General features: G+C 71.8%; 22 protein-coding genes. 5 read left to right on the forward strand and 17 right to left on the reverse strand.

Annotated features, from left to right (window positions below):
• Positions 1-117: 117 nt before the first annotated feature.
• The 8 genes from QCZ28_RS07310 to QCZ28_RS07345 all read right to left on the reverse strand — a co-directional run bounded on the left by QCZ28_RS07310 (position 118) and on the right by QCZ28_RS07345 (position 8080).
• Positions 118-1281: a hypothetical protein gene (locus QCZ28_RS07310; protein WP_279515821.1), complete on the reverse strand. Its 1164-nt coding sequence runs from the start codon at positions 1279-1281 to the stop codon at positions 118-120.
• Positions 1274-2077 (reverse strand): sugar phosphate isomerase/epimerase, encoded by an 804-nt coding sequence (locus QCZ28_RS07315; RefSeq protein WP_279515822.1) that lies wholly within the window; start codon positions 2075-2077, stop codon positions 1274-1276. Before QCZ28_RS07315 ends, QCZ28_RS07310 begins: the two co-directional genes overlap by 8 nt.
• Entirely contained in the window at positions 2074-3225 is a 1152-nt protein-coding gene (locus QCZ28_RS07320) for a dihydrodipicolinate synthase family protein (RefSeq protein WP_279515823.1), read from the reverse strand. Before QCZ28_RS07320 ends, QCZ28_RS07315 begins: the two co-directional genes overlap by 4 nt.
• The gene (locus QCZ28_RS07325; RefSeq protein ID WP_279515824.1) at positions 3222-4373 is read right to left on the reverse strand and encodes a Gfo/Idh/MocA family oxidoreductase; all 1152 of its coding nucleotides are present in this window, start codon (positions 4371-4373) and stop codon (positions 3222-3224) included. The genes QCZ28_RS07320 and QCZ28_RS07325 overlap by 4 nt, the downstream gene beginning before the upstream one ends.
• Before the next feature lie 38 nt (positions 4374-4411).
• Positions 4412-5206 carry an ABC transporter ATP-binding protein gene (locus QCZ28_RS07330; RefSeq protein ID WP_279515825.1) on the reverse strand — a complete coding sequence of 265 codons (795 nt, stop codon included), beginning with the start codon at positions 5204-5206 and terminating at the stop codon, positions 4412-4414.
• 4 nt (positions 5207-5210) lie between these two features.
• On the reverse strand, positions 5211-6215 hold the full coding sequence (locus QCZ28_RS07335; protein ID WP_030327376.1) for an ABC transporter substrate-binding protein: 1005 nt from the start codon (positions 6213-6215) through the stop codon (positions 5211-5213).
• A 23-nt stretch (positions 6216-6238) separates the two neighbouring features.
• Positions 6239-7186, reverse strand: a complete 948-nt coding sequence (locus QCZ28_RS07340; RefSeq protein ID WP_279515826.1) for an ABC transporter permease — start codon at positions 7184-7186, stop codon at positions 6239-6241.
• A gap of 117 nt (positions 7187-7303) precedes the next feature.
• Positions 7304-8080: a cupin domain-containing protein gene (locus tag QCZ28_RS07345; protein ID WP_279515827.1), complete on the reverse strand. Its 777-nt coding sequence runs from the start codon at positions 8078-8080 to the stop codon at positions 7304-7306.
• Between the two features lie 93 nt (positions 8081-8173).
• Here QCZ28_RS07345 and QCZ28_RS07350 point away from each other — a divergent pair, with 93 nt between their 5' ends.
• Together QCZ28_RS07350 and QCZ28_RS07355 are read left to right on the forward strand one after the other, a co-directional pair.
• Positions 8174-9247 carry a LacI family DNA-binding transcriptional regulator gene (locus QCZ28_RS07350; protein ID WP_279515828.1) on the forward strand — a complete coding sequence of 358 codons (1074 nt, stop codon included), beginning with the start codon at positions 8174-8176 and terminating at the stop codon, positions 9245-9247.
• A 41-nt stretch (positions 9248-9288) separates the two neighbouring features.
• Positions 9289-10263, forward strand: coding sequence for an aminoglycoside phosphotransferase family protein (locus tag QCZ28_RS07355; protein ID WP_279515829.1), 975 nt, complete (start codon positions 9289-9291; stop codon positions 10261-10263).
• A gap of 51 nt (positions 10264-10314) precedes the next feature.
• Here the strand turns inward: QCZ28_RS07355 and QCZ28_RS07360 are convergent, their stop codons facing one another.
• Positions 10315-10740 (reverse strand): fasciclin domain-containing protein, encoded by a 426-nt coding sequence (locus QCZ28_RS07360; protein WP_279515830.1) that lies wholly within the window; start codon positions 10738-10740, stop codon positions 10315-10317.
• 71 nt (positions 10741-10811) lie between these two features.
• On the opposite strand from QCZ28_RS07360, the gene QCZ28_RS07365 reads away from it, so the two are divergent.
• Both QCZ28_RS07365 and QCZ28_RS07370 read left to right on the forward strand, forming a co-directional pair.
• Positions 10812-11297 (forward strand): GNAT family N-acetyltransferase, encoded by a 486-nt coding sequence (locus QCZ28_RS07365; protein WP_279515831.1) that lies wholly within the window; start codon positions 10812-10814, stop codon positions 11295-11297.
• A 35-nt stretch (positions 11298-11332) separates the two neighbouring features.
• A complete protein-coding gene (locus QCZ28_RS07370) occupies positions 11333-11836 on the forward strand; it encodes a hypothetical protein (protein ID WP_279515832.1) in 504 nt (167 codons plus the stop codon).
• A 4-nt stretch (positions 11837-11840) separates the two neighbouring features.
• Here QCZ28_RS07370 and QCZ28_RS07375 read toward each other — a convergent pair whose 3' ends face one another.
• The gene (locus QCZ28_RS07375; RefSeq protein WP_279515833.1) at positions 11841-13124 is read right to left on the reverse strand and encodes an MFS transporter; all 1284 of its coding nucleotides are present in this window, start codon (positions 13122-13124) and stop codon (positions 11841-11843) included.
• A 110-nt stretch (positions 13125-13234) separates the two neighbouring features.
• Positions 13235-13795 (reverse strand): NAD(P)H-dependent oxidoreductase, encoded by a 561-nt coding sequence (locus tag QCZ28_RS07380; protein WP_279515834.1) that lies wholly within the window; start codon positions 13793-13795, stop codon positions 13235-13237.
• Between the two features lie 137 nt (positions 13796-13932).
• Here QCZ28_RS07380 and QCZ28_RS07385 point away from each other — a divergent pair, with 137 nt between their 5' ends.
• Complete coding sequence (locus tag QCZ28_RS07385) at positions 13933-14406, forward strand: MarR family transcriptional regulator (protein ID WP_279515835.1); 474 nt, start codon at positions 13933-13935, stop codon at positions 14404-14406.
• 33 nt (positions 14407-14439) lie between these two features.
• Here QCZ28_RS07385 and QCZ28_RS07390 read toward each other — a convergent pair whose 3' ends face one another.
• The 6 genes from QCZ28_RS07390 to QCZ28_RS07415 form a co-directional block, all read right to left on the reverse strand.
• On the reverse strand, positions 14440-14940 hold the full coding sequence (locus tag QCZ28_RS07390) for an anthrone oxygenase family protein (RefSeq protein WP_279515836.1): 501 nt from the start codon (positions 14938-14940) through the stop codon (positions 14440-14442).
• Between the two features lie 49 nt (positions 14941-14989).
• Positions 14990-16837, reverse strand: a complete 1848-nt coding sequence (locus QCZ28_RS07395) for an IucA/IucC family siderophore biosynthesis protein (RefSeq protein WP_279515837.1) — start codon at positions 16835-16837, stop codon at positions 14990-14992.
• On the reverse strand, positions 16834-17442 hold the full coding sequence (locus QCZ28_RS07400) for a GNAT family N-acetyltransferase (protein WP_279515838.1): 609 nt from the start codon (positions 17440-17442) through the stop codon (positions 16834-16836). Before QCZ28_RS07400 ends, QCZ28_RS07395 begins: the two co-directional genes overlap by 4 nt.
• The gene (locus tag QCZ28_RS07405) at positions 17439-18716 is read right to left on the reverse strand and encodes a SidA/IucD/PvdA family monooxygenase (protein WP_279515861.1); all 1278 of its coding nucleotides are present in this window, start codon (positions 18714-18716) and stop codon (positions 17439-17441) included. Before QCZ28_RS07405 ends, QCZ28_RS07400 begins: the two co-directional genes overlap by 4 nt.
• A gap of 35 nt (positions 18717-18751) precedes the next feature.
• On the reverse strand, positions 18752-20293 hold the full coding sequence (locus tag QCZ28_RS07410) for an aspartate aminotransferase family protein (RefSeq protein ID WP_279515839.1): 1542 nt from the start codon (positions 20291-20293) through the stop codon (positions 18752-18754).
• A gap of 83 nt (positions 20294-20376) precedes the next feature.
• Positions 20377-21408, reverse strand: a complete 1032-nt coding sequence (locus QCZ28_RS07415; protein WP_279515840.1) for an ABC transporter substrate-binding protein — start codon at positions 21406-21408, stop codon at positions 20377-20379.
• Positions 21409-21464 lie beyond the last annotated feature (56 nt).

Here is a 21464-nt window from a genome sequence, read left to right on the forward strand (position 1 = left end):
CCGATCGCGACCCGCACCTGGGAGCGCTCCCCCACCTAAGCCGCCGACGGTTAATCGAGGATTCGGAGACTGTTACGGATCGCTGGTGCGTATAAGATCACGATCCGCGGGCCACGCCTAGATCAACTTTCTGCGATGCCACCACAGCACAGTGCACACCCCGGCGAGGGCAAGCCCGAGCAGCGGGGCGGCACCCACGCCGGCGAGCGTGCAGGCCACCGCGAGCAGCGCCGGCGGCACCCAGCACCAGGCGGGCACGGTACGCGGGACCCGACCGCGCCGGCGGGCCGCCGCCTCCACGGCCATCGGCACCACCAGCACCGGCAGCGCGGCGGCCAGCACCGTCAACCACTGCAGCACCAGACGGTCGAACCGCGCCACCGCCAGCACACCGCCGAGCACCGCGACGAGCAGCATCGCCGCCCGCACCGGCAGCCGGGGAGCCAGGCCACGCAACGCCAACGAACCGGAGTACGTGGTGGTCAGCGCCGCCGCGAAGACCGCCACCGCGACGAACAGGTTCGCGTACCCGGCCAGCCCCGAGCCGGCGGCGAGCAACGCCACCACGTCCGCCGAGCCCGTACGCAGCCACAGGCCGGCACCGGCGAGCACCCCGAGCAACGCCGGCCCGACCAACAACCCCACGCACCAGGCCAGGTCCCGCCGCCGGGCAAGGCCCACGCTGAAGTCCGGTGCGCGCAGCGCGAACACGGCCACGTACCCGATCAGCGCCGCGGCGTCGACGAGCCCACCGGCGGCCAGCCGGACCGGCGCACCCGGTGGTGGCAGCACCGTCAGGCACCAGCCGACCAGCACCACAGCGCTGAGCGTGGTGAGCACCGCGACCCGGTTGCCGAGCCGGGCCGGCGCCCAGGAGACGGCGAGGACCACCACCTCCAGCAACGCCGGCCCGGCCCAGGCCGGCAGGTGGGTCAACGCCGCCAGCGAGGCCCCGCCGAGACCGACGTTGAACCCGTTCCACCCGATCATCGACGCGGTCAGCACCGCCGCCAGCAGCAGCCGCGAGGTGTCCCCCAGGTACGCGGGCAGCACCGCCGTCAACGGCGCGCCGTCGCCCAGCGGCCGGCGCAGACCGATCCGGCCCTGCCCCCAGAGCAGGGCCGCCATCAGCGCCCCGCCGACCAGCAGTCCGGTCACCGGCACCGCGCCGCCGTGCCGGGCGGCCATCGCCGCGCCGAGCACCAGCGTGGCGGGTGCGGTGCCGATGCCCAGCCAGGCGCCGACCGCCGCCGGCCACCGTCGTCCGGGCAGGTCAGACAACGTGGCGCAGGTACCCGGCGATCGCCGCGTCGAGCACCTGGGCGCCCGGACGCGCCCACACCTCGGCGGAGAAGACCTCCACCTCGATCGGGCCGACGTAACCGGCCGCGTCGACCGCCTCGCGTAGCCGGCGCAGCTCGATGCACCCGTCACCGGGCAACGCCCGGCCGAGCAGCACCCCCTCCGGCAGCGGGGTCACCCAGTCACAGACCTGGAACGCGGCGATCCACTCGCCCGCGCGGGCGATCTGCGCGTACACCGTGTCGTCCCACCAGACGTGGTACGCGTCCACGACCACGCCGACCACCGCCGGGTCGAACCGCTCGGCGATGTCCAACGCCTGACCCAGGGTGCTGATGACGCACCGGTCGGCGGCGAACATCGGGTGCAGCGGCTCGATGGCCAGCCGCACCCCGGCGGCCTCGGCGTGCGGGGCCAACTCGCCGATCGCGTCGGCGACCCGACGCCGGGCGCCGTCGATGTCCCGGCTGCCGGCCGGCAACCCACCGGACACCAGCACCAGCTCCGGGGCCCCGAGGACGGCCGCCTCCTCGATGGCCCGCAGGTTCTCCGCGCGCCAGTCGTCGGCCGTGAAGAACCCACCCCGGCACAGCGACGTGACGGCGAGACCCGCGTCGCGGACCAGTTTCGCCGAACGGGCCAACCCGTACTCGGCCACCGGCTCCCTCCACAGGCCGATGCCCGGCACGCCGGCCGCCACGCACCCGGCCACCACCTCGGGCAACGGCCAACGCTGCGCGGTGGCCTGGTTGAACGAGAAGCGGGTCAGGCTCATTGGGCCACCCCCGCCACGGTGAACAGGGCCCGGGCGCGGGCGGCGGCCAGGTCGGCGTCGGGCAGCAGCCCGGCCGCGTCGGCCAGGGTGAGCAGTGTGGCCAGGTGCGCCGGCGACCGCCCGGACTGTGCGCCACCGACCATGGTGAAGTGGTCCTGGTGCCCGGCCAGCCACGCCAGGAACACGATCCCCGTCTTGTAGTGCCAGGTCGGCGCCGCGAACAGGTGCCGGGCCAGCGGCACGGTGGGCACGAAGATCTCGTCGTACGCCGTCAGGTCCCCCCGGTCCAGGGCGGCCAGCGCGGCGGCGGCGGCCGGTGCGATGGCCGCGAACACCCCGAGCAGCGCGTCGGAGTGACCCACCTCGTCGCCCCGGATCAGCTCCGGGTAGTGGAAGTCGTCACCGGTGTAGAGGCGCACCCCGGCCGGCAGGCGACGGCGCAACGCGATCTCCCGGCCGGCGTCCAGCAGCGACACCTTGATGCCGTCCACGGTGGACTGGTGGGTCTTGATCAGCTCGACGACCGTGTCGGCCGCCAGGTCCAGGTCGACAGCACCCCAGTAACCGGTCAGCGCCGGGTCGAACATCGGGCCCAGCCAGTGCAGCACCACCGGCTCGTCGGCGGCGCTCAGCAGCTCGCCGTACACCCGTAGGTAGTCCTCCGGGCCCCGCGCGGCGGCGGCCAGGTGCCGGCTGCACATCAGCACCGGCCGGGCGCCGGCCGCGCGCACGTCGTCGAGCTGCTCGGCGTACGCGGCGGTGACCGCCGCCAGGGTGGCCGGACCGGCCGGCAACTGGTCGGTGCCGACCCCGGCGACGATCCGCCCACCCACCGCGCGGGCCTCGGCGGCGCTGCGCCGGATCAGCTCCCGGGTCGCCGGATAGTCCAACCCCATCCCCCGCTGGGCGGTGTCCATCGCCTCGGCGACCCCCAGCCCGTACGACCACAGGTGCCGCCGGAAGGCGAGGGTGGTGTCCCAGTCCACCGCCGCCGGGGCGCCCGGCACGTTCTCCGCGCCCGGATCGGCGACCACGTGCGCGGCGGCGTACGCGATCCGGCTGGTCGCCGGCGCGTCCGGTCGGGCGAAGCCGCTCCCCCCGGCGAACCGGTGCCGTCGCCCACCCGGCAGCACCACGGCCGCGGTCATGGGCGCAGCTCCGGCACCTCGACGCGGACGCCCTCGCGGGCCGCGCGCAGCCCCAGCTCGGCCAGCTGCACCCCGCGCGCGCCGGCCAGGAAGTCCCACCGGAACGGCTCGCCGGCCACGACGTGCCGCAGGTACGCCTCCCACTGCACCTTGAAGCCGTTGTCGAACTCCTCGTTGTCCGGCACCTCGGCCCACTGGGCGCGGAAGTCCTCGGTTGCCGGCAGGTCCGGGTTCCAGACCGGCTTCGGGGTGACCGCGCGGTGCTGCACCCGGCAGGACCGCAGGCCGGCGATCGCGCTGCCCTCGACGCCGTCGACCTGGAACTCCACCAGCTCGTCGCGGTACACCCGCACGGTCCACGACGAGTTGATCTGCGCGATCACCCCGCCGTCGAGCTCGAAGATGGCGTACGCGGCGTCGTCGGCGGTGGCCGGGTACGCGTGGCCGGCCTCGTCCACCCGCTCGGGCACGTGCGTCGCGATCACGCAGGACACGGCGTTGACAGTGCCGAACAGCTCCTCCAGCACGTAGTGCCAGTGCGGGAACATGTCCACCACGATGCCGCCGCCGTCCTCGGCCCGGTAGTTCCACGACGGCCGCTGCGCGGGCTGCCAGTCGCCCTCGAAGACCCAGTACCCGAACTCGCCGCGTACCGACAGGATCTGGCCGAAGAAGCCGCCGTCGATGAGACGCTTGAGCTTGCGCAGACCGGGCAGGAAGAGCTTGTCCTGCACCACACCGGTCCGTACGCCGGCCGCGTCCGCCGCCCGGGCCAGGTCGAGCGCGGCCGCGGTGTCCTCGGCCAGGGGCTTCTCCGTGTAGATGTGCTTGCCGGCCTCGATGGCCTGCCGGATCGCCTTCTCCCGCTGCTGGGTGACCTGCGCGTCGAAGTAGATCTCGATGTCGTCGCGGGCCAGCGCCGAGGTCAGGTCGGTGGTCCAGTCGGTCAGTCCGTGCCGCTCGGCGAGTTCCCGGAGCTTCGTCTCGTTGCGCCCGACCAGTACCGGTTCCGGCCAGATGGTGGTGCCGTCGGCCAACGCCACACCACCGGATTCGCGGATGGCCAGCAGCGACCGGACGAGGTGCTGCCGGTAGCCCATCCGTCCGGTCACGCCGTTGACGATGATGCCGATCGACCTGCGGGTCATGGTGTTCCTTCCGTCGTGCTGGTCGTGCCGATCCGCGTTCAGTGGTTGGCGGCCGCGCTGCCGAGCAACCCACGCAGGTCGGTGGCGAGCCGGTCGAAGCGGGGATCCGACATCACCTGCGCGTAGTCGCGGTGCGCCGGCAGCTCGACCGGGAAGGTGCGGATGATCCGGCCGGGCCGGGGACTCATCACCACGACCCGGGTGCCGAGGAAGACCGCCTCGGCTATGGAGTGGGTGACCAGCACCACTGTGGTTCCGGTCTCCCGCCAGATCCGGTGCAGCTCGGCGTTCATCTGCTCGCGGGTCAACGCGTCCAGGGCGCCGAACGGTTCGTCCATGAGCAGCACCGGCGGGGAGTGCAGCAGCGCGCGGCAGAGCGCCACCCGCTGCTGCATGCCGCCGGACAGCTCGTGCGGCAACGCCTTCTCGAAGCCGGTCAGGCCGGTCATCTCGATCAGCTCGTCGGCGCGGCGGGCCGCCGCCGTCCGGTCCATGCCGCGCATCTCGGCCTGGAGCAGGATGTTGGCCCGGGCACCGCGCCACTCCAACAACGCGGCCTTCTGGAAGACGAAGCCGATCTCCTTCTGCGGCCCGCGCACCGGGCGCTCCAGAAGCGACACCTCGCCGCTGGTCGGCGTGACCAGTCCCGCGACGATCTTCAGGAGGGTGGACTTGCCGCAGCCGGACGGGCCGACGATCGTGACGAACTCGCCCGGCTCGATGTCCAGTGAGACGTTGTCCAGGGCGGTGGTCTGCGACCGCCGGGTGGTGAACCGGACGGTCAGCCCGGACATCCCGATGGCGGTGCCGGTGGTTGCCGGCGCGGGGGTCACCGGGTCACCCCTGCGCCGCGTACGAGGAGTCCCAGTAGGCGCTGGGCGCTCCCGGGTCCTTCAGCTCGGCGTAGCGGGACATCAGCTCGATGGTCTCGGTCCACTGGGCCTCGGTGTTCACCCCGGGCGGGCCGTCCGCGCCGATCAGTGGCAGGTTGAGGGTGAGCTGCTTGGTGAGCACCTCGGGCGCCGGTTCGTTCTCGGCCAGGGCCGCCATCGCGCTCACCGCGCCGGCCGGGTCCCGGGCGGCGTCGGCCCAGGACTTCTGGGTGGCCCGGACGAACTTGCGGGCCAGCTCCGGGTCCTTCTGCAGGGTCTGCGTGTTGGCGACCAGACCGGTGCCGAGCAGGTTCATCCCGTAGTCGGCGAAGAGCAGCACGTCGACCTTCTTGCCGGTCTTGCTCTCGATGGTGGGCGCCTGGTCGTGGAAGAAGCCCATGATGGCGTCGACCTTGCCCTCGGCCAGGGCGGCGATCTTGCCGGCGGCGTCGACGTTGACCACCTTGACGTCGTCCTTCTTGACGCCGTTCTTCTCCAGCCAGGCCGGGAAGGTCGCGTAGAGGGCGTCGCCGGGGGTGCCGCCGACGGTCTTGCCCTTGAGGTCGGCCGGGGTCTTGATGTTCTCCTCGGTGAAGAACTCCACCGAGGAGGGTCCCTTCTCCAGGTACGCGCCGAGGCTGCGCACCGGCATTCCGCTGGCCACCGACTTGAGCAGCACCGGGCTGTCCGCCCAACCGAAGTCGGTCTGCTTCTGGGCGACCTGCTTGACCGTGTTGCCCGAACCGTTGCCGGGCAGGATCTTCAGGTCGATGCCCTCGGCGGAGTAGTAGCCCTTCTGCAGGCCGTAGTAGAAGGGCGCGTGCTCGCCGTAGGGCACCCAGTTGAGGGTGAGGGTGACCTGCTTGCTGCCGTCGGCGTTGGTGCTGCCGGCGGGATCGTCCCCACCGCAGCCGGTCGCGGTGAGAAGCAGGGCGGCGGTGACCAGGATGGTGGTGGCGGTGCGTTTCATCGGTGCCTCCGTGATGGGGTCGGTCAGGAGGTGGTGAGGGACACGCCGGCGCGACGGCTGGCGTGCCACGGAATGAGCAGTGCCTCGGCGATCTCGACCAGGACGAACAGGACGATGCCGATGGCGGACATCAGGATCAGGTCGGCGAACAGCAGCGGGGCGTCGAGGTTGCCGTTGGCCAGCAACAGGACGTAGCCGAGCCCTTCGCTGGCGCCGACGAACTCACCGACCACGGCACCGACCACGGCGAGGGTGACGGCCACCTTCAGGCCGGCCATCAGGTGCGGCAACGCGTTCGGAAAGCGGATCTTGCGGAAGGTACGCCACGGGCCGGCGCCCATGGTGGCGGCGAGGTCGAGCAGTTCCGGGTCGGTGGAGCGCAGCCCGGCCACCCCGGAGATGACCACCGGGAAGAACGCGATCAGCACCGCCAGAATGATCTTCGGGGTGAGGCCGAGGCCGAACCAGACCACCAGCAGCGGCGCGATGGCGATCTTCGGGATGACCTGAGCGAACAGGACGATCGGGTAGAGCGCCTTGTCCAGGGTACGGGAGTAGGCGATGGCGACGGCCGTGACCAGGCCCAACGCGGCAGCCAGCACGAAGCCGAGCACCGTCTCGTAGAGGGTGACCACTGTGTGCCGGGCCAGCTCGGACCACTGGGTGGTCATCGTCTCCCAGACCTGGCCGGGTGTGGGCACCAGGTAGTTCGGGACATACTCCCGGGCCGCCACGAACCACCAGGCGACGAAGAAGACCGCGAGCACCAACGCCGGACGCCACAGCGAGTCGGCGAAGGCCACCGCCCGCCGGCCGAGCGTCGGGCGCGGGGGGCGACCACCCCCGCGCGACTGTTGCGCGATTGTGGACGCGGCAGCACCGCCGCTTCCCGTACCGGAGGCGTCGGTGCGCGCACCGCCCGCCTGGTCGGCGGCCTGCCGGCCCGCCGTGTCCAAAGAGTTCTCGGTCACGCGGAACCTCCTCGGGGCCCGGCACGGCGCTCGTGAAGCGGGCCGGTCGGCGGATCAGGCAAACGCTTTCCTGGAGCGTAGGCGGCCCCCTCACGCCGGGCAAGGCCTTTCCTCGATCTATTCGTCGATCGCCGGATAGGTGTCGAGGAGGCCGCACATGCCCAGCCGGCCGCGCTCGACCGGCTCGTCCACCGCGTACACCCCGGCGTCGCCCAGGTGCCCGGAATCCCCCCGCCGCAGGGCGTCGAGCTGGGCGGCGGTGTCGGCGGCAGCACGGCCCGCGCCGTCCTCCCACCGCTGCCGCCACCGTGCCAGCAACGGCTGGCGCAACGCGACAGCGGCGGCATGGAACGCGGCCAGCGCCTCCGGACCGCCGGAGCGCAGCGCCTGGAAACCGGCGACCGCCAGATCCCGCCTGCGGTACGCGGCGCGCACGTCCGCCCCCGGCGCTCCCCCGTCGGGCAACGCCGCCGCAGCGACGTACGCGGCCGGGTCGGCCAGCACCTCCGGCGGAAAGGTCAGCACCGCGTCGCCGGCCTCCGGCAGACCGCTGTTCTGCATGAGCACCACAATGGTCAGCCCGCCCCCGTTGACCAGCCGGTGCACGGTGCCCGGCTCGAACCAGACCACCACCCCCGGGCGCAGCGGCGTCTCCCGGAAACCGGCGCTGGTGAGGGTCTGCACCGCGCCCTCGCCGTCGGTCACCACGTACCCCTCGGTGCAGCACAGGTGCACGTGCGGAGTGCCGCCGACCAGGCCGTCGGGGGCCACCGTGTCGTAGACGCGCAGCCGGGACACCCCGATCCCGCCGGGCAGCGGTGCCGGCCGATCAGGGCGGGTGGCGCCGCGGGCGGCAGGGTCGTCGGGTCGACGTACCGCGAAGCGATCGGACACGGCAGTGCCTCCCTGCGGGAAAGGGCTTTCTCTGCGGTACGGTGACGCTAGCCGGCACGACGAAACGCCGTCAACAGATCGAGGGGGCGGGCCATGGCGACCCTGTCCGATGTGGCCCGCCGGGCGGGCGTCTCACCCGCCACCGCTTCCCGCGTCATCAACGGCAGCAGCAAACCGGTCACCGACGAGCTTCGCGAGCGGGTGCTCGCCGCCGTCGCCGAGTTGCAGTACGTGCCCAACGCCCACGCCCAACTGCTGGCCCGCTCGCACCGCAGCGCCGTCGGGGTGATCGTGCACGACGTCTCCGACCCGTACTTCGCGGAGATCACCCGAGGGCTGCAACGGGTCGCCACCGACCAGGGCCGGCTGCTGATGATCTGCAACAGCTACCGGGACCCGGACCGCGAGTTGGAGTACGTGGAGCTGCTGCGCGGTCACCAGGTGGCGGCGCTGATCCTGGCCGGCTCGGGCTACCACGACGAGGCGTTCACCCGGCAGCTCAACGAGAAGCTCGCCGCGTACGAGGCGACCGGCGGGCGGGTGGCGGTGATCGGCCGGCACGAGCACTCCGGCGACGCGGTGATGCCGGACAACCGGGCCGGCGGCTACCTGGCCGGGCGGGAGCTGTGCGGCCTGGGGCACCGGGCGATCGGCGTGATCGCCGGCCCGCGCATCCTGACCACCACGACCGACCGGCTGGCCGGTCTGCGGCAGGCGCTCACCGAGCAGGGCCGCGAGCTGCCCGAACGACGCATCCGGTACGCGGAGTTCGACCGCGACGGTGGCGCCGAGGCCACCGCCCGACTGCTCGACGCCGACCCGGAGCTGACCGCGATCGTGGCGCTCAACGACTCGATGGCCATCGGCGCGCTCGCCACCCTGCGCGCCACCGGGCTGGCGGTGCCGCAGCAGGTGTCGGTGCTGGGCTTCGACGACATGCCCATCGCCCGGGACGTGACCCCCGCGTTGACCACCGTGCGACTACCCTTGGTCCACATGGGAGTGCGGGCGATGTCCCTGGTGCTCGGCCCCGGGGCCGCGGCGCCCCGGGTCGAGGTGCTCCCCGCCGAGCTGATCCGCCGCGACACCGCCGGCCCCGTCCCGCGTTCCACCCGCGCCACCGCAGGCCCCGCGCCACGGGCCCGGCGGGGGGACACCACGTCGTGACCGCCGTCAGCCCGACCCAACAGTCCCTCACCAGGGCCGATGTGGCATACCTGGTTGGCGCGTCGTTCGGGCCGGGCACCGGGGTCCGCGACGCCGGTCCGCTGACCGGCGGTGGCTACGCGACGGTCTGGTGGGCGCTGCTCGACGACGGCCGTCGGGTGGTGCTGAAGCTGGCTCCGTCGGCCGAGACGCCGCTGCTGCGCTACGAGCACGGGCTCTGCGCCGCCGAGGATCGATACTTCCGGCTCGTCGCCGAGCGGGCGCCGCAGGTGCCCGTGCCCACGGTGCTGTGGCACGGCACCGACCCCGCGTACGGCGAATGGTTGGTCACCGAGTTGCTGCCCGGCCGGTCGCTGTTCGACCTGGCCGAGGCCGGCGGCGCGGTCGACGACGGCCCGGCGCGCTACGACCTGGGCGTGGCTCTCGCCGCGTTGCACCAGGTGACCGGTGACCGGTTCGGTTACGACGGCGGCCGGGCCGCCGGGGCGACCTGGCGGGCGGCGTTCACCGCGATGCTCGACGAACTGCTGGCCGACGCGGCCGACTGGGGCGTCCGACTGCCGGTGACACCGCAGCGCCTGCACGAGCTGCTGGGGCGGCACGCCGACGTGCTGGACGAGGTGCGCCGCCCGGCGCTGCTGCACTTCGACTGCTGGGACGGCAACGTGTTGGCGGCACCCGACGGTGATGGCCGGTTGCGGCTCTGTGGCCTGGTCGACGGCGAGCGGTTCCTCTACGGCGACCCCCTGCTGGACCTGGTCTCGCCGCGGCTCTTCCAGCGCGTCGAGGACGACCCGGAGCACCCGCTGCTGCGCGGTTACCAGGCCACCGCACCACGGCCGCTGGTGCTGGACGGGTCGGCCCGCCGCCGGCTCGCCTTCTACCGGTTGCACCTGTACCTGCTGATGACCGTGGAGATGCCCAGCCGTGGGATGACCGCACAGAGCCATCCCGGGCGGCACGCCCAGCTGACCGCCCTGCTCGATGAGGAGATCGCCACGCTCGCCTCGGGCTGACCGCCGGCCCGGGTGGCGTCCGACGCGTGGTCGGACGCCGCCCGCCGCCGGTCAGGGCAGGTCGATCGGGCGGAGCACCCGATCCACGGAGTGCGCGATCTGCCGGTTGCCCTTGATGACGTCGAAGGTGACGACGCGCGCGTCACGGTCGTTGGTGTCGGCGTCGACCAGCCGCACCTGGCGGAAGAAGTACAGGTAGGTACGCACGTCGACCTCCACGGTGGAGCCGAGCGCGGTGGTCAGGTCCGTGCCGTCGGCCCGGACCGCCGTCTTGCGATCGATGGTGGCGCCCGGCACCACGTGGTAGAGCAGCACCGACTCGACGGTGTCGATGCCGAGCCCGGCGACGGCAGTGAAGGCCGCGCTCTCACTCGGCAGCTTCTTGGCCTGCGTGATCTCGCGGACCAACTGCTGGAAGGCCGCCTTTCGTCGAAGCGACCGGATCCGTGACGTCTCGTCACGATGAATGCTTCGCACCGGGTACGCCGCCCGGATGCACCAGCGGATAACTGTTTGTCCGGGGCTCGTCCGCGCCTTAACCTCCCCCGGTGCTGATGAGGGAGTTCGTCGACCAGGACTGGTCGCAGGTGTGGCCCATCATCGAGGAGGTGATCCGGGCACAGGAGACCTTCCCCTACGACCCGACGATGACCGCCGACCAGTCGTACGGCATGTGGGTGGAGGCGGCACCGGGCCGGACCGTCGTGGCGGTCGACGGCCAGCGGGTGCTCGGCACCGCGAAGATGGGCACCAACCGACCCGGGCCCGGTGCGCACGTCGCCACCGCAAGCTTCATGGTCGCCGCCGAGATCCGGGGCCGGGGCGTGGGCACCGCGCTGTGCCGCGAGGCTCTGACCTGGGCCCGCCACCAGGGGTACGCCGGCATGCAGTTCAACGCCGTGGTGCAGACCAACCGGTCGGCGGTGGAGTTGTACCAGCGCGAGGGCTTCGAGGTGGTCGGCACCGTGCCGGGCGCGTTCCGGCACCCCACCCTCGGCCGGGTCGGCCTGCACGTGATGTACCAGGAGTTCTGACCGCGCCGGTGGTCGGCGCCTTTGGAGCGGTGCCGGTGGCCGGCGCCCTCGGAGCGGTGCCGGTGGTCGGCGCCCTCGGAGCGGTGCCGGTGGTCGGCGCCTTTGGAGCTGATGTCGCAAACGAATCGGTTGCTGGCCGTGCCGCCCGAGTCGTCTCCACCGTCGGACCTGCTCCCCTGGTCACACCGTCGCCACCGCCGGGACCGTCGCCACCGCCCGGGACCGTCGCCACCGCCCGGGACCGTCGCCACCGCCCGGGACCGTCGCCACCGCCCGGCACCGTCGCCACCGCAGGCACCATCGCCACCGCCGAGACCATCGCCACCGCCGGCACCATCGCCACCGCCGGGACCATCGCCACCGCCGGCACCATCGCCACCGCCGGCACCATCGCCACCGCCGGCACCATCGCCACCGCCGGCACCATCGCCACCGCCGGCACCATCGCCACCGCCGGCACCATCGCCACCGCCCGGCACCATCGCCACCGCCCGGCACCGTCGCCACCGTGTGAATCGTTTACGGCATCAGCTCCATAGCGTCTCAACCACCAACTGTGCCTCCGGCCGGTGCCGGGCGCAGTCCGGGTTGTCCAGCGGCTGCCTCCCCACCGGCGCGACGGATCGGGGTGAAGAGGCCGCCGACCGCTACCAGCAGACATCCCGCGCCCGCCACGAGCGTGACCGCCGGAGCGCCGTAGCGGCCGGCGGCCCAGGTGAGCACGACGGCACCGGCCGGGCCGAGGGCGTAGTGGGTGCTCCAGAACGCGGAGGTGACCCGACCGAGCAGATGGTCGGGGGTGATCTCCTGGCGCAGCGACATCGAGCAGATCCCGCCGATGCTGAGGCAGCACAGGTACACCGCTGTGAGCGCGGTGACCGCCGGCACGGTCGTGGCGATGCCGACGCCCGCCACCGCGAACCCGCAGATCGTGTGCGCGCCGATCCAGGTGGCACCGAAACCACGACGGCGACGCAACGGGGCCACCAGCAGCGCACCGGCGACAGTGCCCAGCGCCGCCAGGCCGAGCACCGTGCCGACGGTGCCCTCGGAGCCGCCGAGGTCGTGCGTGACGTGGTAGATCAGCACGTCGACGAAGCCGTAGGTGAGGAAGATGAAGACCGACAACAGGACGGTCAACGCCCGCAGCACGGGTTGTCGCCACAGGAACCGCGCCCCGGCCAGGAACTCGGCCAGCGGGCGCTGCCGGGCCACCGCCTCGTCCACCTGCACCGGGCGCAGTCGGATCAGCCACATTCCGGCCGCCGAGAGCGCGAAGCTCGCCGCGTTGACGGCGATGGCGGTCGGCGGACCGAAGCGGGCCGCCACCACCCCGGCGAGCAGCGGGCCGAGGACCGCCGCCGCCGCGTACGTCGCCTGCAACCGGCCGTTGGCCTCGGTGATCCGGTCGCGGTCGACCAGGTTGCGGACCGCTGTTACCGCGGCGACCTGGAACACCATGCCGGCCGCCTCGCAGATCGGCAGCACCACGAAGAGCAGCCACACCTGCGGGCCGGCGAGCCACGCCAGTGGCACCAGGGCGTAGAGCACCAACCGGGTCAGATCCGCCACGATCATCAGGGTGCGGCGGTCGTACCGGTCGACCAGCACCCCGCCGAAGATCCCGGCGACCACTGACGCCGCGCCCGCGACGGCGGTGAGCAGGCCCATCTGCGCCACCGAACCGGTCGCCTGCAACACCAGCAGCGGCACCGCCAGGTAGGCGAAGGAGTCGCCGGCCGCCGAGAGCGACTGTGCGATCCAGTACGTGCCGAAGGTCCGGTCCCGCCAGAGAGAAGCCCGCCCAGCGGTGGCAGATCGGCTCATCGCGCCAAGGGTAGTGAACGCGGCCGTCCGATGGTGGCCCTGACGCGGCTGGCCTGAATGCCCGGATGCGGCCGCGGGATCCCCGCGGCCGCATCCGGATCAGCGAACGCTCAGCCCTTGCGCAGCGGGGCGAGCGCCGCGCTCCAGGCGACCACCTGGTCGAGGGTGGTGTTCACCGCGTCCTGCTGGAACGGGCCGGGCTTGAAGACGCTGAAGTTCTCGAAGTCGGTGAAGAGCGACAGCGCGACCTGCGAGCGCACGTCGGCCATCTGCAGCTCGCCGGAGATCAGCCGCAGGTGCTCCACGGCGCGCGCGCCGCCGACCGAGCCGTAGCTCACGAACCCGACGGCCTTGTTGTTCCACTCGGCGTAGAGGAAGTCGATGGCGTTCTTCAGGGCACCCGAGGTCGAGTGGTTGTACTCGGGGGTGACGATGATGAACCCGTCAAAGGACGCGATCGTCTCGGCCCACCGCTTGGTGTGCGGCTGGCTGTACTGGCCCATCGAGGGCGGGTACGCCTCGTCGAGGTGCGGCAGCTGGTAGTCGAGCAGGTCGATCAGCTCGTACTCCGCGTCGGAGCGCTGCTTGGCGATCTCGAGCACCCAGCGGGCGACGGCCTCGCCGTTACGCCCCGGGCGGGTGCTGCCGAGGATGATCCCGATCCTGGTCATGTGTGGTGCCTTTCAGAGGTGCGTGCCGGACGACGGGAACGCTAACCGGTCCTTGATTGGTCAAGCAAATATGTGAGCCATGGGCGTGGTCACACGCAGGGTAAGCATTTGCTCAGTCAAACAAGTATGATATGAGGATGCCTGACCCCTCCGCAGCGACTCCGCAACCCCTCACCCCTGACGAGGAATCCCTGGTCCGCGCCCTGGGCCAGGTCATGCACGTGATGCCCCGCGCGATCGACGCCGACATGGTCGGTGACCGTCAGCTACCACTGACCGAGTACACCGCGCTGATGAACCTCTCCGAGACGCCGGAGCGGCGGATGCGGATGAACGAGCTCGCCGCGCTCTGCCACCTCTCGCTCAGCGGCATGACCCGTACGATCATCCGGTTGGAGACGCAGGGGCTGGTCCGGCGGGAACGGTGCGAGGAGGACGCACGCGGCTGGAACGCCGTCCTCACCGACGCCGGATTCGCCCGCCTGACGGAGTCCTGGCCCAGCCACCTGGCCGCCGTACGCCGCCGGTTCCTGCAGCACTTCGAAGGCTTCGACCTCACCCAACTGGCCCTCGCGTTCCAGCGCGCCGGCACCGCGGAGCCGACCGACTGAGCCGGCGGCGGCCCGGTCGGTCACCCACCCGGCTCAGCCGGACAGCCGGCCCTGCGCCACCAGTGCCCAGGCCAGCAACCCGAAGGCGCCGGTCGACGCGACGGCCCGGACCACGTTGCCGCGTACCCAGGTGACCTCGAAACGCGACCGCAGGGCGGCGAGGTCGGTGCCGTCGTCGACGTCGCCGGCGCGGGCCAGCACGTTGTTGAGCGGCACGTTGACCACGGCGGTGACGCCGAGCACCACCAGGTACAGCAGCAGTGCGGCGACGACCCACGGCAACACCGCCCGACGCCCGGCGCCCAGCTGCAGCGCCGCCGCCAGCAGCGTGAACAGCAGCGCGCCGCCGAAGCACACCGCGAACCATCCGTTGAGGATCGACTCGTTGATCCGCCGCATGGCGAGCACCAACGTCCGGTCGTCGGTACGCGCCAGACCCGGCATGACCGCGTACGCGAAGGCGGCGAACAACCCGGCGGTCAGGCCGGTGGTCACTGTGGCGGCGAACAGGCTGGCGGTGCTCAGGACTCCCATCCGCCTATTGCACCCGCTGACGGCGACAATGATCAAACGCGATTCGCGGTCACCGGGCCGGCGCGTGGGCGGCCAGTGGATTGGTGAGGGTGCCGACGAACTGGAGTGCCGCCGACGGATCGGCCAGGTTGATCATCTGCTGGTTGTCGCGCAACTGCAACCGGTTGAGGCAGGACAGCGTGAACTCCGGGGCGAACAGGTCGTAGTGGCGGACCCGCTCGGCCAGGTGCGGCACCCGGTCGAAGTAGTCGGCGGCGCAGGCCGCGACCGTACGCCAGAAGTCGTCCTCGGCGAGCACACCTGCCTCGACCAGGACCGCGTTGAGGTGCCGCAGGAAGCAGTCCACCACGTCGGTGAAGATGCTCAGCAGCTTGGTGTCGTCGGGCACCTCGACGCGGATCCGCTCCACCGCCGCCGGCAGCTCGGCGTCGGAACTCATCACCGCGATCTCCTCGGCGATGTCCTTGAAGATCACCCGCTGGACCGTGTCCTGCTCGTCGAGGACCAGGATGACGTTCTCGCCGTGCGGCATGAAGGCCAGGTCGTACGCGTAGAAGCTGTGCAGCAGCGGGGTCAGGTAGGCGTCCAGGTAGCGGCGCAGCCACACCTCGGGCGCCAGGCCGGACCGGGCGATCAGCGCCGCCGCGAGCGCCCGGCCCTCGTCGTCGACATGCAGCAACGCGGCCATGGTGGACAGTCGCTCCCCCGGCGCGAGGTCGGGCACCGGGCTCTCCCGCCACAGGGCGGCCAACATCTTGCGGTACGGGGAGGTGCGGTCGGTCGCCGCCTCGTACTGCCGGTGCCGGTAACCCACCGCGGCCCGCTCCCGGATGACGGTCAGCCCGGTGCCGGTCAGCACCTCGTCGCCGGCGATCAGGTCGGCCAGCCAGTCGTTGATCGCCGGGGTGGCCGCCATGTACGCTGCCGACAGCCCGCGCATGAAGCCCATGTTCAGCACCGACAGCGCGGTCTTGACGTAGTGCCGGCCCGGCTCGCTGACGTTGAAGAAGGTGCGGATGGACTGCTGGGCGAGGTACACGTCCGGCCCGGGGCCGAGATGCACCAGCCGACGCTCGGCGAGCTCACCGGCGAAGGTGACGGCCAGCTTGTTCCACCACTGCCACGGGTGCGCCGGGATCAGGTGGTAGTCGGCGAGGTCCAGCCCGAGATCGGCCATCGTGGCCGCGAACCGGGCCCGCGTGCCGGCATCCAGCTCGCCCTCGATGAGCGTGTCGTAGTCGAGGTCGGCGGCACTGCTGAACGTCGAGTGGTCCTGGTGCGCGGCCAGCCACTCCAGCCGCACCGGCGCGGCGGCCTCCGGCGCGTACCGGTGGTACTCGTCGACGCCGAAGCCGAGCCGACCGTTGTTCGCCACGAAGCAGGGATGGCCCTCGGTCATCGAGGTCTCGATGGTCTGGAAGTCCGCCTCGGCCAGCTCGGCGGCGCTCGGCGCGGCCTGGGCCAGCTTGTACGCGGTACCGGCCAGGGTGGAGGTGATCTCCTCCAGGTAGACCGGAAGCACCCGCGCGGAGAGCCCGAGGGTGTCGCGCAGTTCGACGATCAGGTCCACCGCGTCCGGTGCCAGCGACGTGCCGTCGCGGTGCCGGGTGATGCTGTCCGCGTCGATCTGCCAGTGGGACAGGGCGAGTACCCGCGCCGCGAACCGGTAGCTGACGGTGCCGTCGTCGCTGTGGACCTCGTACCACTGCCGGTCGTCGGGTCCGGCCACGGCCTGCGGGGTGAGCAGCCGCTCGTGGGTGAACTCGGCGAGCGCCTTGCGGACCAGCAGCCGGTTGGCCCGGGCCCACCGCTGCGGGGTGAGGTGCCCGACCGGGTCGCCGGAAGCGGGGTACGCGGTGGCGACGGGCGGGTGGCTGGGGACGGCGGTGGTGGTCACGCCGGGGCTCCTTCGGTTCGGGTGGCGGCGGCGGGGTCGACGGCGGCACGGTCGGCGGCGGCCTGGAACTGGGCCCGGGTGCAGACGCTGAGCAGCGCGTCCTTCTCCGGCTTGGCGATCGGGCCGACGACGGTGAACCCGACCTCGGCGTTCAGCGCGTGCACGGCCGTGTTGCGCACGTCCGGCTCGACCACCACCCGTCCGGTCGTCGGGTCGTCGAAGAGCCATGCCATCACGGTGCCGATCACCGCCCGGGTGAAGCCGTGCACCGGAGTGCCGACCGGCGCGCAGAGGAAGTGCATGCCCACGTCACCGGGCTGGTGGTCGTAGAGGCCGACAAGTTCGACGTGGGCCGGGTCGTAGCGCTCCGCGAGGAAGGCCGGGCTCCCCCGCCACAGCCCGAGGTACGCGTCGTGGTGCGGGTGCCCGGCGATCCGCCGGTACTCCTCGGCCACCTGGGCCTCGTCGGCGTCCTGCATCAGCCAGAACGCCGCCTTGGGGTGGGTCACCCAGCCGTGCAGCAGCGCCGCGTCGGCGTCCGGGTCGAGCGGCCGCAGCGCGAACTCGCCGAGCCGCTCGTCGACGCGGGTGAAGACGGTGGTCACGACGACACCCCGAACTCCTGGAAGGTGATGCTCTTCTCGATCGGGTAGTACTCCCGGCCGAGCAGCTCGGAGATGATCCAGGAGTTGCGGTAGGCGCCCATGCCCAAATCCGGTGAGGTGATGCTGTGCGTGTGGGTGCCCGCGTTCTGCAGGAAGATGCCCCGCCCATCGTGGTCGATGCTGTAGTTGCGGGCCACGTCGAAGCGGCCGTGCGCGTCCCAGCGGATCCGGTCCCGCACGGGCGCGAGGAACTCCGGCACCCGGTAGTGGTAGCCGGTGGCCAGGACGAGGCCCTCGGTACGCAGTGCGAAGTCGCGCTCCTGCTCCACCTGACGCAACCCCAGCGTGTACCCACCGTCCCGGTGCTCGGCGCTGATCAGCTCGGTGTTGGTGAGCAGGCGGGTGTTCACCGGTCCGCCGACGCTGAGCGCGTAGAGCAGGTCGAAGATGTCGTTGATCAGGTCGGCGTTGATGCCCTTGAACAGGCCCTTCTGCGCGGACTCCAGCCGGTAGCGGGTCGCCTCGGGCAGCGCGTGGAAGTAGTCCACGTAGTCCGGTGAGGTCATCTCCAGCGTCAGCTTGGTGTATTCGAGCGGGAAGAACCGCGGTGACCGGGTCACCCAGTTGAGCTGGTAGCCGTACCGGTCGATGTCACCGAGCAGGTCGTGGTATATCTCGGCGGCGCTCTGCCCGCTGCCCACCACGGTGATGCTGCGCCTGGTGCGCAGCGCCGCGCGGTGCTCCAGGTAGTGGGAGTTGTGCACGGCGTCGCCGGGCAGTCCGGCGACGGCCGGCGGCAGGTGCGGCGGGGTGCCGGTGCCGAGCACCAGATGCCGGGCCCGGTATTCGACCGTCTCCCCCGCGCCGGTGGCGGCCCGCACCACGTACCGCTCGTCGGTGCTGTCGTACTCCACGGTGGTGACGGTCTGACCGAAGCGCAGGTTCGGCAGTTTCGCCGCCGCCCACCGGCAGTACGCGTCGTACTCGCTACGCAACGGGTAGAAGCTCTCCCGGATGTAGAACGGGTAGAGCCGGCCGATCTCCTTCAGATAGTTGAGGAAGGAGAAGGGCGACGTCGGGTCGGCGAGGCTGACCAGGTCGGCGATGAACGGGGTCTGCAACCGGGCCGACTCCAGCAGCATGCCGGGGTGCCAGGCGAGACTCGGCCGGGCCTCCAGGAACACCCCGTCGAGTTCGTCGATCGGCGCGGTGAGGCAGGCAAGGCCCAGGTTGTACGGGCCCAACCCGATGGCGATGAAGTCGTGGGTGGACATCGGGGTCTCCAGGCGCGGGTTCAGGTTCACCGGCGTCAGCCGACGGGACAGGTCAGGTCGGCGGCGACGTGGTCGTGCACGTACCGCCCGGCGTGGGTGGCGATCAGGTCGAGCACGTACCCGACGTCGTCGACAGTGGTTTCCGGGTTGAGCAGTGTGAACTTCAGGAAGTGCCGGCCGTCGACCCGGGTCCCGGCGACCACGGCGAGACCGGACGCGGCGAGGGCCTCCCGGGCGTGCAGGTTGGCGGCGTCGGCCAGGTCCCGGCCGGGGCCGGTGGGCAGGTAGCGGAACACCACGGTGCTCAGCTCGGAGCGCGTCACCACCTCGAAGCGTGGGTCCTCGCTGACCAGTTGCCAGGCGTCGGCGGCCCGGTCGACGACCTCGTCGAAGAGCGTGCCGAGCGCGTCCGGGCCCATCACCCGCAGGGTGAGCCAGAGCTTCAGCGCGTCGAAGCGGCGGGTGGTCTGCAGGCTCTTGTCGACCTGGTTGGGGATGCGCTGCTCCACCATGCGGGCCGGGTTGAGGTAGTCGGCGTGGTAGGTGACGTGCCGCAGCGCCCGCCCGTCGCGGACCAGCAGGGCGCTGGAGCTGACCGGCTGGAAGAACGACTTGTGGAAGTCGACGGTCACCGAGTCGGCCCGCTCGATGCCGTCGAGCAGGTGCCGGCGCGTCGGCGAGACGAGCAGACCGCAGCCGTACGCGGCGTCCACGTGCAGCCAGACGCCGGCCGCCGCGCAGATCTCGGCCAGTTCGGTGAGCGGGTCGATCGAGCCGAAGTCGGTGGTGCCGGCGGTGCCGACGACGGCCATCACCACCAGCCCCGCCTGCCGGCACCGGGCGATCTCCGCGCGGACGGCGGCCGGCCGGATCCGTCGCCGGGCGTCGGTGGGTACCGCGATCACCGCGTCCGGGGCGAGGCCGAGCAGCTTGGCCGACTTCTGCACGCTGAAGTGACCGGCGGCGGAGGTGAGCACGCGCAGCCGGGGAAGCAGCTCGGCGCGTGCCGACGGGCCGACGGCGCCGACGCACGCCTCCTCCCGGGCCAGCAGCAGCGCCTGCAGGTTGGACTGACTGCCGCCGCTGGTGAAGATGCCGTCGGCGTGCGCGCCGAGGCCGATCCGTTCGGCGGTCCAGTCGATCAGCCGGCGCTCGATCAGGGTGGCCCCGGCGCTCTGGTCCCAGGTGTCCAGGGAGGAGTTCACGGCGGTGAGCACCGCCTCACCGAGCAGCGCCGGGATGGCCACGGGGCAGTTGAGGTGGGCCAGGTAGCGGGGGTGGTGGAACCAGACGGCGTCGCGCAGGTAGACGTTCTCCAGCTCGTCCAGCGCGGCGCCCGCGTCGCCCAGTGGACGGTCCAGGTCGACCCGGTCGACCACTGGGGCCAGCTCGGTCGGTGTGATTCCGGTGCCGGGACGGTCCACTGTCGCCACCCGGCGGGCGACCCGGTCGACGCCGTCGGCGATTGTCCGGCGGTACTGCTCGACCGAGCCGCCGTGCAGCAGCTGGGCCCGCGCGGTGGTCGACGCCGACGGCGGCGGCGTGGTGGTCTCGACGGGGTACGTCGGCACGGTCACGGAATGTCCTTCCATGTTCTCGACGAGGGCAGCCGGAACCCACCCGAGGCGCGGCGGTGCGCCTCGGGTAGGTGCGGTGTTGGTCAGCTGACCTTCTTCGCGTTCCGGATGGCGGTGGCGAGGTTCTCCAGCAGTGGCGCGGAGCCGGCGTACGAGAAGCGGGGCACCGCGTCCCACGCGCTCACCTGGTTGGCCTTCACCGCCGGCAGTTGCTGCCAGGTCGGCTTGGCGGTGAGGTCCTTGGCCTGCAGCGCGGTGCTGCGGTTGTCCAGCAGGATCAGGTCGGCGGGGAACTTGCCGGCGCTCTCCCAGCTCAGCGCCTCGAAGTAGTCGCCGGCTTCGAGCTTGGTGGGCACCACGATGTCGACGCCCAGCTCGGCGAAGTACATCAGGTCGGTGCTCACCTTGGGGTTGGAGACGTAGAAGAGGTCGGGGCTGCCCGAGCAGGCCATGACCTTGATGCCGGGGTTGGCCTTGACGGCCTGCCGGACGCTCTCGGCGGCGGCGTCGAAGCGGGCCTTCGCGTCGGTGACCTTCTTGGCGGACAGGTCCGCGCCGAGCGACTCGGCGAGTGCCGCGTACCGCTCGATGGGCTTGGTCATCGGCACCCGGGCGGTCGTGATGGCCACGCTGGGCGCCAGCGGGAGGATCTTGTCCTTGCTCTCGTCCGGCACGTACCAGAGCGCGTCCGGGTCGTACATGTGGGTGACCAGCAGTTCGGGGCGCAGCGCCGCGTACTTCTCCAGGCTGAACTCGCCCCACACGTTGCCGAGGATCTCGACGCCCTCGACGTTCAGGTCGCCGGCCTGCGGGTCGGCCGTGCCGTCGGCACGCTTGGTCTCACCGAACACGCCGACGAGCTGCTTGTCGAGACCGAAATCGATCAGTGCCGCCGCCACGCCGGTAAAGGCCACCACGCGGGTCGGGCGGGCCGCCGCCTCGACCTTCCTGCCCCGGTCGTCGGTGAACGACCAGGGGCCACCTCCGTTGCCGGCAGCAGGCTTCGGGGCGTCGTCGGTGCCGCAGGCGGCGAGCAGGGCGGCGAGCGTTGCGGCGCCACCGGCGGCCAGGAGACCACGGCGGGAGAGACGGCGGGCGGACAGGGCATCGGGCATGGTGGCGTCTTTCGATCAGGGGTTGGCCGGGCTCGACCAGGGCAGCGGGGTTAGGT

The sequence above is a fragment of the Micromonospora sp. DH14 genome (assembly GCF_029809455.1).
In the GTDB taxonomy this organism is placed as follows: domain Bacteria; phylum Actinomycetota; class Actinomycetes; order Mycobacteriales; family Micromonosporaceae; genus Micromonospora; species Micromonospora parva.

What these genes read in the sequence shown, in the direction of transcription:
- QCZ28_RS07375 (WP_279515833.1), bottom strand. Translation starts at nt 13,124, where the DNA reads ATGAGCCGATCTGCCACCGCTGGGCGGGCTTCTCTCTGGCGGGACCGG.
- QCZ28_RS07385 (WP_279515835.1), top strand. Translation starts at nt 13,933, where the DNA reads ATGCCTGACCCCTCCGCAGCGACTCCGCAACCCCTCACCCCTGACGAG.
- QCZ28_RS07390 (WP_279515836.1), bottom strand. Translation starts at nt 14,940, where the DNA reads ATGGGAGTCCTGAGCACCGCCAGCCTGTTCGCCGCCACAGTGACCACC.
- QCZ28_RS07405 (WP_279515861.1), bottom strand. Translation starts at nt 18,716, where the DNA reads ATGTCCACCCACGACTTCATCGCCATCGGGTTGGGCCCGTACAACCTG.
- QCZ28_RS07315 (WP_279515822.1), bottom strand. Translation starts at nt 2,077, where the DNA reads ATGAGCCTGACCCGCTTCTCGTTCAACCAGGCCACCGCGCAGCGTTGG.
- QCZ28_RS07335 (WP_030327376.1), bottom strand. Translation starts at nt 6,215, where the DNA reads ATGAAACGCACCGCCACCACCATCCTGGTCACCGCCGCCCTGCTTCTC.
- QCZ28_RS07415 (WP_279515840.1), bottom strand. Translation starts at nt 21,408, where the DNA reads ATGCCCGATGCCCTGTCCGCCCGCCGTCTCTCCCGCCGTGGTCTCCTG.
- QCZ28_RS07325 (WP_279515824.1), bottom strand. Translation starts at nt 4,373, where the DNA reads ATGACCCGCAGGTCGATCGGCATCATCGTCAACGGCGTGACCGGACGG.
- QCZ28_RS07320 (WP_279515823.1), bottom strand. Translation starts at nt 3,225, where the DNA reads ATGACCGCGGCCGTGGTGCTGCCGGGTGGGCGACGGCACCGGTTCGCC.
- QCZ28_RS07380 (WP_279515834.1), bottom strand. Translation starts at nt 13,795, where the DNA reads ATGACCAGGATCGGGATCATCCTCGGCAGCACCCGCCCGGGGCGTAAC.
- QCZ28_RS07350 (WP_279515828.1), top strand. Translation starts at nt 8,174, where the DNA reads ATGGCGACCCTGTCCGATGTGGCCCGCCGGGCGGGCGTCTCACCCGCC.